We start from the raw sequence: 16,160 nt of genomic DNA on the forward strand, positions 1-16,160 counted from the left end.
GATCCGTCGTCCTGTGGTCATGGCGAACGGGCAGGCAGATCGTGGGTTCGTCCTTCAGCTCCCGTACGTCGGGGGTCATCGACTCGCCGAACGCCGGTACAACCACAGCGAGGCCGGGACGCACACGACCAGAAGGGTTGCACTCCAGGCCACCGCGTAAACCAAGGCGTGCTCGGCGGGCCAGCCGGACGGCTCGGGGAAGTCCCGCGGTGCGGAGTTGCCGAACAGGTCGCGGCAGGAGGTGGCGACCGCGGTGACCGGATTCCATTCGGCAATCGCACGCAGAGGTCCGGGCAGGCTGGCCGCGGAGATGAAAGCGCTCGACAGAAACGTTACCGGGAACATCCACAAGAAGCCGATGCTCTGCGCGACCTCCACGTTTCGGGCCGCCAGTCCGGTCACCGCACCGACCCACGCCATGGCGAGCGCGAAGAAGATGAGCAGTGCGAACGCGATTGCTGCATCTCCGGGACTTCCCCGGATACGCCAGCCGATCGCGAATCCGCAGGCCACCATTACGGCCAGTCCCACGGCGCCGAGCACCATATCCGATGTGACGCGCCCCGCGATCACTGCGAGTCTCGACATCGGCAACGACCGCAGCCGGTTCACGATGCCGTCGGACATGTCGTTGGCCAGGCCGACGGTGGTGAACGCCGAGTTGAAGAGCATGGTCTGGGCGAAGATTCCGGCCATCAGGAACTCCCGGTACTGGCCGCCTCCGAGCGTCGCCCCGAACACGTAGGCGAACAGGAACACGAACATCAGCGGTTGGACCGTGGCGCTCAGGAGCAGAGTCGGGATCCGGCGAACGGTGATCAGGTTGCGTTCGACCAGTACCGCGGTATCAGCGAACATCATCGGGCTCCGTCAGCGTCAGGAACACGCTCTCGAGGGTCGGCGCGGTGACCGCGGCGTCGACGACGTCGACGCCCGCTGCGTGGAGCGATTTCACCGCGGCCACCGTACTGCGGGTCCCCGCGTCCACCGGAACGCGGAAACGCACGTCGTCGATCTGCTCGGGATGTCCGGAACCGAGTTCGGCCAGCTCGGTCATCACTTCCACGGCGTGCCGGAGCGCGCCTGTCCGAGCCACTTCGACCGTCAGTTCCGCGTTGCCGAACTCGTGTTTGAGTGATTCGGGGGTGCCGTGCGCATGCACCGCCCCGTTGTAGATCACAGTGATGTCGTCGGCCAGCTCGTCGGCCTCCTCGAGATACTGGGTGGTGAGCAGGATCGTGGTGCCCCCGTCAGTCAGTTCGGCGATCGCGTCCCAGATCTGTCTGCGGCCGCGCGGGTCGAGCCCTGTCGTGGGTTCGTCGAGAATGACGAGCTTCGGGCGGTTGATGATCGCTCCCGCCAGGTCCAGGCGTCGCCGCATGCCGCCGGAATAGGTGCGCATCGGCCGGTCGGCGGCCGCCGTGAGATCGAGTTCCTCGATCATCTCGCGTGCCTGGACGGACGCCTCGCGACGAGGCATCCCGTACAACTGGGCCACCAGACGCAGGTTCTCGAACCCGCTCAACGTGCCGTCGACCGCCGCGTACTGCCCCGATACCCCGATGAGGCCCCGGACTGCAGACGGAGCGCGGACCACGTCCACGCCGTCGATCAGGATCTCTCCGGCGTCGGGTGCGAGCAGCGTCGCCACCATCGAAACGGTGGTGGTCTTACCGGCGCCGTTGGGCCCTAGGACGGCATGGATCGACCCCGCGGGGACGGTGAGGTCCAGGTTGTCGACGGCCACATGAGTGCGGCCGCGGCCGAACATGCCGCTGGTGAAGGTCTTCGTCACGCCCCGCAGCACGAGTGCGTCGTTCGACCGCCGTCGGTCCGGTGCGATGTGCGCGCCGGCAGGTGCGGACTCGGGAGCCGATGCGTCGCGGACCGGTGGAAGTTCGGTCGTGATCGCATTGCCATGATGGGGATGCGCGGCGGCCGCGTCGCGTTCGATCGTGCTGGTGCTATGCCGACCCATGGCCGTCCTCTCCGTGTGGGTTGCGCCCGACCGCGGCCGGCGCCCGCTGGTCGGCCGCACGGTTCATGGCGGCGATCAGACTCGCCGGCCGCATATCGGTCCAGTGCGCCTCGACGTAGTTCAGGCATTCGTCGTGACCTGCGGGACCGAACATGCGGGTCCAGCCGTGCGGGACCGGTGCGAAATCCGGCCACAAGGAATGCTGCTGCTCGTGGTTGACGAGCACCAGGAAGGTGCCGTCGGTGTCGTCGAAGGGGTTGGGGGTCATCGGACTTCCTTTCGTCCATCGCTGTGACCGCCGCCTGTCCACCACATGGCGGGCCGGCGAGCGTCCACGACGTATCCGTAATGAGAGACGTTCTCGGGTAGGAGCATGCGGGCATGGGTGCAGTCGACCCGCACATCGGTGACGGTGCCGGTGATGCGGCCGACCCAGTCGTGGCGCGCGGACACGCCGTTGCTGTGCTGCGTGGCGGTCACGAACACTGCATCACCGTTGAAGACACGCGGCTTCCACTGCGCGGCGAGTGAGCCGGCGCTGGAGAAAGTCGACTGGACGGCTGCCAGATCGTCGCGTGAGAGCTCGGCGAGCGGACCGCCTCCCGCTCGGACCGCATCGGAGAGGTCGTTCAGGTCGGGTTCACCGGTCCCCGCCGAGTCGTCGATTCCGAACTCGCCCAGCAGTTCACGCATCGACTCCGTACGTGCCAGACCCGGGTGATCGGCGAGGACATAGGAGTCGAGCAGGATCAGCCGGTCCACTCGCTCGCCCGCACGCTGCAGTGCGACGCCGACCTCTTGAGCGATCAGACCGCCGAGGGACCAGCCGAGTAGGTGATACGGCCCGTGCGGAGCGGTGTCCCGGATGCGGCGGACGTAATCTGCCGCCAGCTCGTCGACGCTCGTCGCCGGCTCGGCGCCCGACAGCGATGGATTCTGCAGCCCGTACACGGGGCGGCCGTCATCGATGTAGGGAAGCAGGCTGGTGAACGACCACGACAACCCGATCGCCGGGTGGATGACGAACAGCGGAGTCTTGGTCGATGCGGGATCGCCGGCGCGCAGAGTGAGCATCGGTGCGAGGGCTGCGCGGGCCCGCGCAGCGCCACGGTCGGCTGGATCGTCGCTCCGGGCGTCGGCGAGGACCGCGGCCAGTTCGACCGGGGTCGGCGCGGCGAAGATGTCCGGAACTGCCGTCGGGTGTCCCTGCTCGCGCAATCGCGTCACCAGCGTGGTGGCGAGCAGCGAGTCTCCGCCGATATCGAAGAAGTTGTCGCGTCGGCCGACGCGACCGAGGCCGAGAACAGCGGCGAAGGCGTCGACGACGGCCTCCTCGGTGTCGCTGATGGCCTTGCCGCGATCGTCGTCAGAGGTTGCGCCGGAAGGTGCGGCAGGCGCGGGCAGGGCGCGCCGGTCGATCTTGCCGACCGGGGTCATCGGAAGCTGGGCGAGCACCGTGACCGTGGCGGGCATCATGTGCCGCGGCAGCAGCCTGGCGACCGACCTTCGCAGGGCAGCGACGTCGAAGCTCGTGTCGTGTTCGTCCAGTGACACATAGCTGTGCAGGACTGTCGTCCCCGACGAGGTATCGGCGACGGTGACCGCGGCGCGGACGTGCGATTCGGTGGTCAGCGCGTCGTCGATCTCGCCGAGCTCTACACGGAAACCGCGCACCTGCACCTGATCGTCGGCGCGGCCGACATATTCGATCGCTTGGTCCCTCGTCCACCGCACCAGGTCGCCCGTGCGGTACATGCATCGTCCCGCGAATTCGGGGCCGAGAACCATCGGGGCCGCAACGTAACGGGTCGATGTCAGCTGAGGCCTTCCGTGGTAACCGCGGGTGACCTGCGACCCGAGAAGGTACAGCTCGCCGGCGACGCCGAGAGGAACGGGGTGCAATCGGTCGTCGAGCACGAGTGCACCGACGCCGTTGTGCGGGCGTCCGATCGTGACGCGGTCGTCCGGTGACAGCGGCTGCGAACTGGTGGTGATGATGGTCGTCTCGGTGGGGCCGTACACGTTGATCAGCGTTCGGCCCGACGACCAGGTGCGGACCAGCTCGGGAGCGATGGCCTCGCCGCCCACGGCGAGCGAGGTGAGGGAAGGGACGCGCTCCGGCGACATGGTCGCCACTGCGGCGGGCGTGATGAAAGCGTGGGTGATTCCCGTGCGTCGGACGAGGTCCTGCAGGTCGGAGCCACCGAAGATCGAGGTCGGGGCGATGACAAGGGTTGCCGCGCCGGCTGCGGCGAGGAGGAACTCGAGAACCGAGGCGTCGAAGCTCGGCGATGCGAAGTGCAGCACCCGCGAATCGGGGCCGGGCGCCATCCGGGACGCGAGCTCGTCACGAACTGCCCTCAGACCACGATGGGGGACCAGCACGCCCTTGGGGGTGCCGGTGGAGCCGGACGTGTAGATCACGTAGGCCAACTGGTCGACGTCGATCGGCCGGGGTAGTTCATGGTGCTCGACCGGTGCAGGCGACATCTCGGTCAGCTGCCTGCGGGCTGCCGGGCCGTCGATCACGATCTCCGACGCGTGCCCGACGAGCGCTCCGGTCTCCGCAGCGATCGTCACCACCCACTCGGCGCCGGAGTCGGCCAACATGTGTGCGATGCGGTCGGCGGGGTACGTCGGATCTACTGGGACATAGGCCGCGCCGGTCCGGACGATGGCCCAGATCGCGACGACGGCTTCGACCGACCGTGGGATCGCCATCGCGACCACGGACTCGGGTCGTCGTGCGACGCCGTGCTGCAGCAGCAGTCGGGCCAGGCGGTTCGCCCGGGCGTCCAGTTCACGATAGGTGAGGGCGACAGGAGTGCCGTCGGCATCCTCGGCGGTCACCGCGATACCGCCGGGGTTGCGGCGAACGGCGTCGTCGAGGAGTTCGGAGTACGTCCGGGCCGGGCGCGCGGCCGGACCGGAGACCGGGGCGAGCCCGGCGACCTCCAGCGGATCGGTGATCCGGATGTCCCCGACCGCGCGGTGGGGATCGGCGACGAGTGCGCGCACCACGCGCAGTAACCGGACCCCGAGTTCCTTCGCCTGCTCCCGGCTGTACCGGTTGCGTGCGAACGTCAGCGACAGGCTCGGTCGGCCGGACTCGGCGTTCATACCGGTGACGGTGAACTGCAGATCGAACTTCGCGGTGTGCGAGTCGAGTTCGGCGACCTCGCCGACGAGATCTTCGGAGATGGGGAGCTGCTCGCCGACGATCGAGTCCGCGAAGTCGTGCACCGACAGGGCCACCTGAAAGAGCGGTCCGCGACCGGGGAGCCGGGGCGGGTTCACCGCCGACACCACGTCGTCGAACGGAGCGGCGAGGTGATCCCACGCGTCGAGGTCGTCGGTGCGCACGCGGTCCAGCAGGGAGTGGGCGCTGGCGCCAGGATCGACGAGCGTGCGCAGCGCGATGGTGTTGACGAACATGCCGACCACTGCTCGGAAGTCCCGCTGACCGTGAGCACTGTTTCCGACGATCGCGCGAGTGTCCACGGGGGTGCCGATCACCAGATCGTCTCCCGATCCGAGCCGATTGAGGAGGACGGCGAGCGCCGCGTGCAGGACGGTGAACGCCGATGTCGAGCTCGCCCGGGCGAAGGCGGCGACCGCATCACGGAGTTCGCACTCGACCGGGAGGTCGACGGTTGCGCCACCGGTCCGGTCAGTGTGGGCTGGGTCGGCGTCGACGCTCGTCACCGCGGGAGCACCCGCGAGGTGCGAGCTCCAGTAGCGGAGGTCGGCGTCTCTGCGCTCGTCGTCCCCGGCAAGCGCGTGATCACGGTAATCGGGTACTGCCGGAACCGGCGGGTCCGCAGGGGCGGCTGCCCCTGCACGGGCACGGTAAGCATCGAGCAGGTCACCGATGATGATCGGCATCGAGCCACCGTCCGCGGCGATGTGGTGCAGCACCAGGATCAGGGCGTGGCTGTCGCCGCTCCCGGTGAGGGCCGCTCGCAGCGGTGCGTCGACGGTGAGATCGAAGGGGCGGTCGCACAGGGCGGCGACGACTGCCTTCGGATCGTCGCGGCCTGCGTCGATCGTGCCGACGATATCCTCCGGATCGTCGAGAACGACACCGACCGGGCCGGTGTCGGTATCGGCGTAGATCGTGCGCAGCACGGCATGGCGCGCGACCACGTCCACGAGTGCTCCACGTAATGCCGCAGTGTCCAGGCTGCCGTGCAGACGAAGCACGAACGGCATCGCGTAGTCGGTGGACTGGGGCGAGCTGCGGTGCAATGACCACAGGCGCTTCTGCATGGGCGCCAGCGGGATGCGCGTCGGCCGCGCGGTGGCGGCTGAGACGACCGGTACCGGCGAGGTGATGTCCGCGATGGCGGACTCCACGTCGAGTAACTGGGCGAGACGTTCGATGCTCGGATCGTCGAAGACCGCGCGTACGCGGATTGGATCACCGCGGTGCACCGCATTGATCCGGCTGACCAGCGTTGTGGCCTGCAATGAGGTGCCGCCGAGCGTGAAGAAGTCGTCGTCCGGTCCGACACTGCCGGAAGGGATCCCGAGCGCATCGCAGACGAGCTCCGCTAGTACCTGTTCGGCGCCGGGGGCGGGTGCTCGCGCGGGCGTCTGGTCGGTCGGTTCCGGTGCGGGCAGTGCTGCGCGGTCGACCTTGCCGTTGACGGTCAGCGGGATGGCGTCGACGACGGTGACCGTCGACGGCACCATCTGCCGTGGCAGATGCTCGGCCGCGAAGGAGACGAGTCCGGCCCCGGTGACACCGTCGCTGCCGACAGTTGCGTAGCTGTTCAGATGAGCAGTCTCGCCGGACCCGTCGACGACGGTCACCGCGGTGAGGACCCCGGTGTGGCTCGCCAGAACCGAATCGACTTCGTCGAGTTCGATGCGGAATCCGCGGACCTTCACCTGCCGGTCGTCGCGGCCGTGAAAGGACAGTCGGCCGGCCAGATCGACGGATGCGAGGTCGCCCGTTCGGTACATCCGCTCACCGGAACCGCCCGGTGCAGCAACGAACGACGTCGAGGTCTGGGCGGACCGGTTCAGGTAGCCGCGTGCGAGCCCTGGACCGCTCAGGTAGAGCTCGCCCGGAGCGTAGGGCGGAAGCGGCCTCAGACGGGAGTCGAGTACGTGCGCCGATGCGCCGTCGACGGGGCTGCCGATCGTGATCGGTTCCGTCGGCGAAAGCGCCGACATCGTGGCGACGATGGTGGTCTCGGTGGGGCCATAGCAGTTGAGGAAGGTCCGACCGGCCCCCCAGCGCGCCACCAACTCGCGGGCGAACGATTCCCCGCCGACACCCAGGCACTTCAGATCAGGGAGGTCGCGAGGCGATGCGGCAGCCAGTGCCGCCGGTGTGACGAACGCGTGGCTGACGTGTTGCGCGGCGAGGAACTCGGTGAGCTCGTCGCCGCCGTAGATGGACGTCGGTGCGATCACCATCGTCGCCGCGGCGTCGAGTGCCAGCAGAAGCTCCAGCATCGACGCATCGAAACCGGGGGAGGCGAAGTGGAGGGTGCGACTGGTGCGCTCCACTCCGTAGCGCCGCGTCTGAGTGGCAGCGAACGGGGCGAGGCCGCGATGGCTGACCGAGACGCCCTTGGGCATGCCGGTGGTCCCCGAGGTGTAGATGACGTACGCGCACCCGTCGATCCTGCGCGCGGGACGATTCCGCAGCAGTCCGCGGGTTCCAGTCAGATCGTTGGCCAGATCATCAGTGGTCAGCCAGTGGATCCCGGGAGTGGAGGCAGTGACCGGACCCGGGACAGTGATCCCGAACCGGGCGCCGGAATCGGTCACCATGTGCCGGATGCGCTCGGACGGATGGCGGGTATCGACCGGCATGATCGCCGCACCGGTCTTGGCGACCGCCCAGAAGGCCAGCACCGATTCGACCGACCGGCCGATGGCGACGGCGACGATCTCGTCGGGGCCGACTCCGTGGCCGGTGAGACTGCGTGCCCAGCGGTCCGAACGTCGTCCGGCCTCGCGGTAGGTCAGTCGAGTGGTCCCGTCATCGAGGGCGATCGTGTCGGGATGAGCGCTGACAGCGTCGTCGATGAGATCGGCGAGGTGACGCGGTCGTGTCGCAGGATCGACGTGGCCTACCTCGCCGACTGTCGTGTCCTGACCGTCGGACGGGCGCAGGAGGCGGTACTCGCCGATGGGTCGTTCCGGGTCGTCGGCGATCTGGTGGGCGAGTGCGACGAAACGTTCGGCGAGATCGGCGATGCGGCGTTCGCTGTAGATTCCGGCGTCGTAGGTGAAGCGTGCGATGCCGTCCCGGATGCGCAGTTCCAGGTCGAATCGGGAGCTACCGGTGCCGACCTCGCGCGCGGCGGCCTGCAGGCCATCGAGATCCACCTGGTCAACGCCCGCGGTCTCCTGGGGGAGGTCGTCGAAGGTGAGTGCGACGCCGAAGATCGGGTGACGTCCGGTGCGCGGGGGCGCGACAGCCGCGACGAGCTGCTCGAAGGGCAGGTCGGCGTGCGAGAGGGATTCCAGGTCGGCATGCCGGATATCGGTGAGGAGCGCGCTGAACCGCGCCCGCGAGTCGACTTGGACGCGCAGCGGCACCGAGTTGACGAACATGCCCACCAGATCGGCGAGCTTGGGATCGGTCCGGCCGGCTACCGGCGTGCCGATCACGACATCGCTGACGCCCGTCGCCACATGCGCGGACGGGTCCGCGGACATCCGATGCAGCAGTGTCGCCAGAATCGCGTGCACGGTCATGAACTCGGTGGTGCCGCGACCTGTACGGGCCGCAAGCTCCGAGCGGAGCTCCGCGGTGAACGGGACGTCGACCGTTCCGGCGCGGCCGGTCGATGACGGATCATCGAGATCGGGGGCGACTAGCGGAACGTGGGCGATGCCTGCGAGCTGGCCACGCCACCAGCCGGTGAGTTCGTCGAGGCGCGTCGCCGGAGGATCCGCGGCTACGGGCTGGGCGAGTGTCGCGGACTGCCACCGCAGGTAGTCGCGGTATGTGACGGCAGGTGCATCGGCTTGCTGCGGATCACGTCCGGCGTGCAGGTCGGCGTAGGCCGCCCCGATGTCCCGTGCGAGCGGACCCATGGAGGCGCCGTCGGCGGCGATGTGGTGAATGATCATGGTGAGCCGGTGATGGGCGGTGGGGCCCTCGTCGGGGAGCCTGTGTAGCGCGGTCCGTACCGGGCAATCGATGGTCAGATCGAACGCGGCGGATGCGAGGGCGGCGGACTGCTCTTCCCAACCGTCTTCGTCGACCGCGACGGGAGTGAGCCCGGTATCGAGAGCATCGGCGGGGATGACGTCCAACGTCGGGCGGCCGTCGCTGGCGGGGTATCGGGTGCGCAGTGGCTCATGCCGGCCGATCGTGTGCCGCAGAGCGCCCTCGAGGGCGGCGACGTCGAGGGCGCCGTGCAGGTCGAGCGCGAACGCGATGTTGTATGCACCGCCGTCTTGTGCGTCGGCGAGCTGGTTGAGGAACCACAGCTGCTGCTGCGCCGAGCCTGGTTCGACGGGGGCGCTGGAGGTCTCCGTGGTGTCGCGGACCAGCGGCACCAGCGGCCGGTCGGCATGATCGGCATCACCGACATGATCTGCATCGCCGAGGAGCCGGGCGATTGCGGCCACACGCGGATCATCGAACAGTGCACGGACCGCGATTCGCGTCTGTGCACTCTGCTCGAGGACACCGGTCAACTGGGTCGCGAGAAGCGAGTTTCCGCCGAGCTCGAAGAAGTCGTCCTCACGTCCGATGCCGTGAGCCGGGACGTTGAGGACACTGCCGATCGCCCGTGCCACGGCGTGCTCAGCCGCACCGCGCAGCGGCGTGTGGGCGTGATCGGGTGCAGCGCCGGGCTCGGGCAGCGCACGTACGTCCACCTTGCCGACCGGGGTCACCGGGATCTCGTCGAGGGCGATGATCGTCGCGGGCACCATGTGGCGCGGCAGGCTGTCGGCCAGCCGGTCCCGCAGGTCGCGGGCAGCCGCGGCGTTCAGCGTCCGTCCCGGGGCTGCGGTGACGTAGGCGACGAGCCTCGCGGAGTCGTCGGTTCCGGCGACGACCGTTACCGCGTCCCGAACGGCATTGTCGGAGACGAGCGCTGCGTCGATCTCACCGAGTTCGATGCGGTGGCCGCGGACCTTGGTCTGATGGTCGGCGCGGCCACGGAACTCCAGAGTGTGATCGGCCCGCCAGCGCACCAGGTCGCCGGTGCGGTACATCCGTTCGCCGGGCTCCCCGAACGGGTTCGCGATGAACCGCTTCGAGGTCAGCGGGCGCACGCCGTGGTACCCGCGTGCGAGGTGCGATCCGCACAGGTACAGCTCGCCGACGATGCCCGGAGCGACCGGCCGCAGACGCTCGTCGAGCACCAGTGCGGACACCCCGCGGATCGGACGCCCGATGGTCAGTGAGTGGTTCGGCCCGATCTGCTCCGACATCGTCGCCACGACGGTCGCCTCGGTCGGCCCGTAGGCGTTGATCAGGCGACGCCCTGCTGACCAGCGGCGGACCGCCTCCGAGTTGGGGTGCTCACCGCCGATGACGAGGGTGCTCAGCTGCGGCAGGTCGTCCGGCGACATCGTCGTCAGCAATGACGGAGTGAGGAACGCGTGGGTGATCGTGGAATCGGCCATCAGATCAGACAGTTCGCGACCGCCGAGGAGACCGGCCGGTGCGATGTACATGCTCGCGGCGGCGCCGACCGCCATGATCATCTCGAGCACAGAGGCGTCGAAGCTCGGCGACGCGAGGTGCAGTGTCCGGCTCTCTCCCGTGAGCGCCAGATGCGATACCTGTTCGGCGGCGAAGTCGGCGAGACCTCGGTGGCCCACCACGACGCCCTTCGGCCGTCCGGTGGTCCCCGAGGTGTAGATCAGGTACGCGGGCTGATCGACGTTCACCGACTCGGTGCGGTCGGCGTCGGTGATGCCCGAGGCCGAATGGTCTTGCAGGGTGTCGATGATGTCGGCCGAGTCGAGGACGATGGTGGTGCGGTCGTGCGCCTCGGTGAGGAGAGTGCGGGACGCCTGGTCGGTGACGACGATCCGCGCACCGGAGTCGGCGAGCATGAACTCGGTACGTGCGCGTGGGTACCCAGGATCGACCGGAACCCAAGCGGACCCGGACTTGGCGACTGCCCACAGCGTGATCATCCAGTCGACCCCGCGAGGCAGCGACACGGCGACGTAACGCTCCGGCCCGGCGCCGGCTGCGATCAGCAGCCGTGCCAACCGGTTGGACGACTCGTCGAGCTCGCGGTAGGTCAGCTGACGAGTGCTCGAGGTGTCAACCACCGCGGGGCGGAAGGGATCCGCGGCGACCGCGGTGCGGAGGAGCTGTGACAGATGTTCCACCGGGCGGGATCCGCCACCCACTGCGGGCACCAGGTCGAGCCGGTCGGCGGGATCGAGGGTGCAGGCGTCGCCGATCGAGATCTGGGGATCGTTCGATACCGTCTGCAGCAGCCTCACGCACCGTGAGGCGAGTCCCGCAGCGGTGTCGTGGTCGAAGAGCTCGTCCGCGTATCCGAGGGCGAGCTCCATGCCCCGGTTCTCGTCGGCCGCAGCGGACTGGTGGGAGACGGTGAACTCCAGGTCGAACTTGATGGTGCCGGTATCGACCTTGGCTGCGGTCGCCGACAGTCCGACGAAGTCGAGGGAGACCCGGGTGGCGTCCTCCAGTGCGACCGACACGTCGAAATAGGGTTGGCCGCTGCTGCTGCGCGGAGGATTCAGCTCGGTGACCAGTCGGTCGAACGGGACGTCGGCGTTGTCGAACGCGGCTAGGTCGCGTTCGCGCACGGTGGCCAGCAGGTCAGCGAACGAGGCGTTCTTATCCACCGGCGTCCGAAGGGCGAGCGTGTTGACGAACATGCCGACCAGCGGATCGAGATCATCGGTGCCACGTCCCGAGACCGGCGTGCCGACCACCACGTCGTCGGTGGTCGACACAGTGCGCAGCAGGGCGGCTACGGCGGCGTGCACGACCATGAAGAGGGTGGTGTCGTGTCGTTCGGCCAGTTGCACGAGACGGGTTCGGGTGGCGGCGTCGATCGGTGCGCAGACGTACGCCCCCGACCGTGTATCGGCGCGCGACGGAGACCGGTCGTAGGGAAGTTCCGTGTCGACGGGAGCGTTGCGCAGGGCGTCGGCCCAGTAGCCGATCTGGCGGCCGGCAGTGGATGCCGGATCGTCGAGCCACGCGATTCGGTCGGCGCTCGCCTGACCGTAGGTAATCGGGAGCTCGTTCCATGCAGGAGCTTCACCGGCCTGCCGGGACCGATACGCGGCCGCCAGGTCGGTGGCCAACGGGCCGAGCGACCACCCGTCGGCGGCGATGTGGTGAATCACCACGACGAGGGCGTGGTCGTGATTGCCGTTGGTGATGATCCGCGCCCGGATCGGCAAGTCCGCGGTGAGATCGAAGGGTTGAGCGGCGAAATCCGTAGCGCTCCCGGCCGAACTCGCATCGTAGGCGGGGATCTGGACGAGTCCGTCGGCCGCCGGATGCACGCGCTGGCAGGCGATACCCGCTTCGTCGCTGACCGTCGTGCGCAGCGGCTCGTGCCGGGCGACGACATCGTTCAGCGCCGTGCGCAGGGCCTCGATGTCGAGCTTGCCGATCATTCGGACGGTGAACGGGATGTGGTAATTCGAGGTTGATGTCGAATCGAGCCGTGCCGCCAGCCACAGCCGGCGTTGAGCGGGTGACAGGGGGACCGGCCCGCTGATCGCGCGGGCGCGAGTTGCGGGGGCCGGCGGTGTGACGGCATGGTCGGACACCCCGAGCGCACGTATCGTCGCGACGATGCCGGCGATGTCCGCTGAATCGAAGATGGCCCGGATGCCGATATCAGCGCCGGTGGATTTGGAGAGCCGGGCTGCCACCCGGGTGGCAGCGAGTGAGTTGCCGCCGAGCTCGAAGAAGCTCGATGTCATGGACACCTCGGATACGCCGAGGACGGTGCTGACCGTGTCGTGGACGCGGTGCTCCAGCGCGGTGTCCGGGGCGACGAGTACGGTGGCGCCGCCCTGGCGGGCCAGATCAGGTCGCGGGAGCGCCCGGCGGTCGAGCTTGCCGTTGGTCGTCGTCGGAAGTGCGTCGCACACCATGACGACGGTCGGAATCATGTGGTCCGGAAGGGCTGTCGACAGCTCGGATCGGAGATCGCGGTCGGCATTCAGGTCTCCGCTGACGTAGCCGACGACGATCGGATCGGCGAGCACGTCGTCCCGCACCACAGCCCCAGCGCTCCGGACGCTCGGCAGTGCGGCGAGAGCCGACTCGATCTCGCCGAGCTCGACGCGCTGACCGCGGATCTTGATCTGGGAGTCGCTGCGTCCGAGGTACTCCAGTTCGCCGTCGGTACGACGACGAACGAGATCGCCGGTGCGGTAGAGGCGTCCTCCCGTCGCGAACGGGTCGGGGACGAAGCGGTCCGCGGTGAGATCGGAGCGACCCAGGTAGCCGCGAGCCAGTTGCACGCCGCCGAGATACAGTTCGCCGATCGCACCGGTCGGCATCGGGGTGAGCCTGCGGTCGAGCACGTAAGCGGTGGTGTTGTGGACCGGCAGGCCGATGGGCACGATCGGATCAGCAGGGTCGCACGCGCTGTGGTTGGTGACATCGATCGCGGTCTCGGTGGGGCCGTACAAGTTGTGGACCGGCGCCGCGGTGAGGGCGGCGGTCGCGGCGACGATGCTGGGTGTCAGCGCTTCGCCGCTGGTGAAGATCATTCGCACTGAAGCGAGCGCATCGTGCGTCCGGTCGGCGGTCTTCTCGTCTACGGAGCTTCCGAGTGCCTCGGCGAAGGCGGAGAGCATCGACGGGACGAAGTGCAGTGCGCTCACGCGCGTCTGCTCGATGACACGCCGCAGGTACCACGGGTCGCGGTGCCCGTCCGGCGCGGCGATGACCACTGCGGCACCGGCGATGAGCGGCCAAAAATACTCCCATACGGAGACGTCGAAGCTGGCGGGCGTCTTGTGGAGCACCCGGTCGTCGGGTGTGAGTGCATAGGCGTCCTGCATCCAGAGCAGGCGGTTCATCAGCGCGCGATGCGTCACCAGAACCCCCTTCGGCGTTCCAGTGGATCCCGAGGTGAACAGCAGGTAGGCCCCGTTGTCCGGTCGGGTCGATTCCACCGTCGCTGTCCGGCCGGTCGGCGGCTCGGCCCGCAGAGTCTGCAGCGTCGCGGTGGGTACGCGCAGGTCTGCGTGCAATCCGTCGGGCACGATGACCAGTTCGGGCGCGGCGACGTCGAGGATGTGGTGCAGCCGTGACTCCGGCTCGTCCGGAGAGAGCGGCACGAACACGGCACCCGAGCAGGTCACTGCGTGTAGGGCCGTGTGCAGATCGATTCCGCGTGGAAGCATCACGCCGACAATCGATTCAGGACCGATGCCCCGGCGGCGCAGTGACTCGGTGAGGGTCGTGACCCGGCGCTGAACCTCGCCGTAGGTGAGGCTGTCGCCGTCCGGGCCGATGAACGCCGTGCGGTCGTCGAACTGCCGGTACGCCTCGGCGAGCATCGCGGCGAGGGTGCGGTCGCCGTAGCGGACCGCAGAGCCCACGGCATGCCGGTTCAGCTGTGCGGCCTCGTCGCCGCTCGCCAGCGGCAGATCGGTGACGGCGAGCGCCGGACCGGCACCCGCGAAGCAGGAGAGGAAGTCGATGAGACGCCGGTGGTGGTCCTGCACCTCCGTCTGGCTGTAGACGTTCGGGTTGGCCTCGAGGTCCAAGCTCATGCCGCCGAACATCGTGTCGTAGACGTTCACCGAGGCGTCCTCGACGGGACCGGTCGACAGGATGTTCAATTCTCCGGGAAGCGAACCGAAGTCGATGTGCTTGAAGAACAGCATCACGTTGACCATCGGCCCGAAGAAGCCGCGTCGGCCACCCTGTGCGCCGAGGACCTCGGAGGTGATGTCCTCGTGCCGGAACCGCTGGTGACGCACCGCGTTCTTGACCTCTGAATTCACTGCACGGATCAGATCGTCGATACGGCGCGGGCCGTCGGCGTCGTCGATGCTCGAGAGGACGGGGACGACGTTGGAGGTGAGGCCTGCCGAGGTGCGCAGTGCGTCGGTGTCGCGGACTGCGACCGGGAGGCTGATCATCGTGTCGTCGGTGTTGTTGAAGCGGGCCAGATACAGCGCGACGGCCGCGCTGATGACCGAGGCCGGACGGACTTCTAGCTCGGCGGCCCGGCCGCGGATCTGCGCGACGACGTCATCGTCGAGAGCCTCGGACACGATCGTCGCGAGGGGTGCGGCGACGTCGGTGCGCGTGGAGAACGACGTCGTGGGCAGCGCGCCGGTGCCGGTGACGAGGCGGCGCGTCCAGAAGTCGCAGGAGTCGCTGAACCGCTCCGAACCGCGGTAGTCGGCGTCGATTCCGGCGACGTCGGCCATCGTAGCGATGTCGGCGTCGGGCAGCGGACTGCCGTCGGCAGCCGTGTATCGCTGAGCGACGCGGAGCATCATGTACATTGCCGCGTAGCCGTCGAAGGCCAGGTGGTGGCCCCAGCAGTACCAGATGCTGTGTGCGGGGCCGAGAGTCAGCAGGTATGTCTGCAGGAGCGGATCGGTGAACAGGTCGGGGACGCGCGACCGGTGCTCGTCCATCCACTGCCGGGCCGCCGCGGCCGGATCATCGTGATACGAGAAGTCGCGCTGCCCGAGTTCGATGACCCGGTCGGTGTCGACCAGCACCGTCGGTTCATCCTCGCCGTTCCGGATGAGTCGCAGCAGTCCGGACTCGGTCTCGGCAGTCGTATCGGCGACCGCCCGGTCCAATCGTGACGATTCGACCTCCCCGTGAAATTCGACGAAGGCAGCCACCGACATGGGCACATGCGGATCGATCTGCTGCGCGTAGTAGATGCCACGCTGTGCTGCGGTAAGCGGCAACTCCACCCGGGTCGATCCGGAATGGATGAGATTGTCGGTGCTCACGCGGTCCTCCTTCGTCAGCGGTCTGTAAGTACTACGGCTGGGAGGAGGTCGCGGATTGGTCGCGTGACGTGAATCTTCTCCAGGGGCGGCCACCCCTGGGTATCGGTGCTGGTCGGCCGCGAGAGGACTTCCGTCGATTCTTCGGTCACGGTGGCAGCTTTCCGCGACGCCACGTCAGGGATGTGGCGCTGAGTCCGGCCGAGGACGGAAATGGGTGACGGAAAGCCGCTGTCTGCTCGTGCGCAGAGTG

At 68.2% G+C, this 16,160-nt stretch carries 4 protein-coding genes; all 4 read right to left on the reverse strand.

The genetic code is table 11. The features are described from left to right. Positions 1–75 precede the first annotated feature (75 nt). Genes FO044_RS02230 through FO044_RS02245 form a run of 4 tightly spaced genes read right to left on the reverse strand, consistent with a single transcriptional unit; the run spans position 76 to position 15,910 of the window. A complete protein-coding gene (locus FO044_RS02230; RefSeq protein WP_132993439.1) occupies positions 76–858 on the reverse strand; it encodes an ABC transporter permease in 783 nt (260 codons plus the stop codon). Then, positions 848–1,978 (reverse strand): ABC transporter ATP-binding protein, encoded by a 1,131-nt coding sequence (locus tag FO044_RS02235; RefSeq protein ID WP_132993048.1) that lies wholly within the window; start codon positions 1,976–1,978, stop codon positions 848–850. Before FO044_RS02235 ends, FO044_RS02230 begins: the two co-directional genes overlap by 11 nt. Then, positions 1,965–2,246, reverse strand: a complete 282-nt coding sequence (locus tag FO044_RS02240) for an MbtH family protein (RefSeq protein ID WP_132993049.1) — start codon at positions 2,244–2,246, stop codon at positions 1,965–1,967. Before FO044_RS02240 ends, FO044_RS02235 begins: the two co-directional genes overlap by 14 nt. Continuing rightward, positions 2,243–15,910 (reverse strand): non-ribosomal peptide synthetase, encoded by a 13,668-nt coding sequence (locus tag FO044_RS02245; protein WP_235831409.1) that lies wholly within the window; start codon positions 15,908–15,910, stop codon positions 2,243–2,245. The genes FO044_RS02240 and FO044_RS02245 overlap by 4 nt, the downstream gene beginning before the upstream one ends. Positions 15,911–16,160: the final 250 nt, after the last annotated feature.

The sequence above is a fragment of the Gordonia zhaorongruii genome, assembly GCF_007559005.1.
Lineage (GTDB): Bacteria > Actinomycetota > Actinomycetes > Mycobacteriales > Mycobacteriaceae > Gordonia > Gordonia zhaorongruii.

Bases quoted from the DNA above. Each gene is read 5' to 3' on its own strand.
- FO044_RS02230 (WP_132993439.1), bottom strand. From the start codon at position 858: ATGTTCGCTGATACCGCGGTACTGGTCGAACGCAACCTGATCACCGTT.
- FO044_RS02235 (WP_132993048.1), bottom strand. From the start codon at position 1,978: ATGGGTCGGCATAGCACCAGCACGATCGAACGCGACGCGGCCGCCGCG.
- FO044_RS02240 (WP_132993049.1), bottom strand. From the start codon at position 2,246: ATGACCCCCAACCCCTTCGACGACACCGACGGCACCTTCCTGGTGCTC.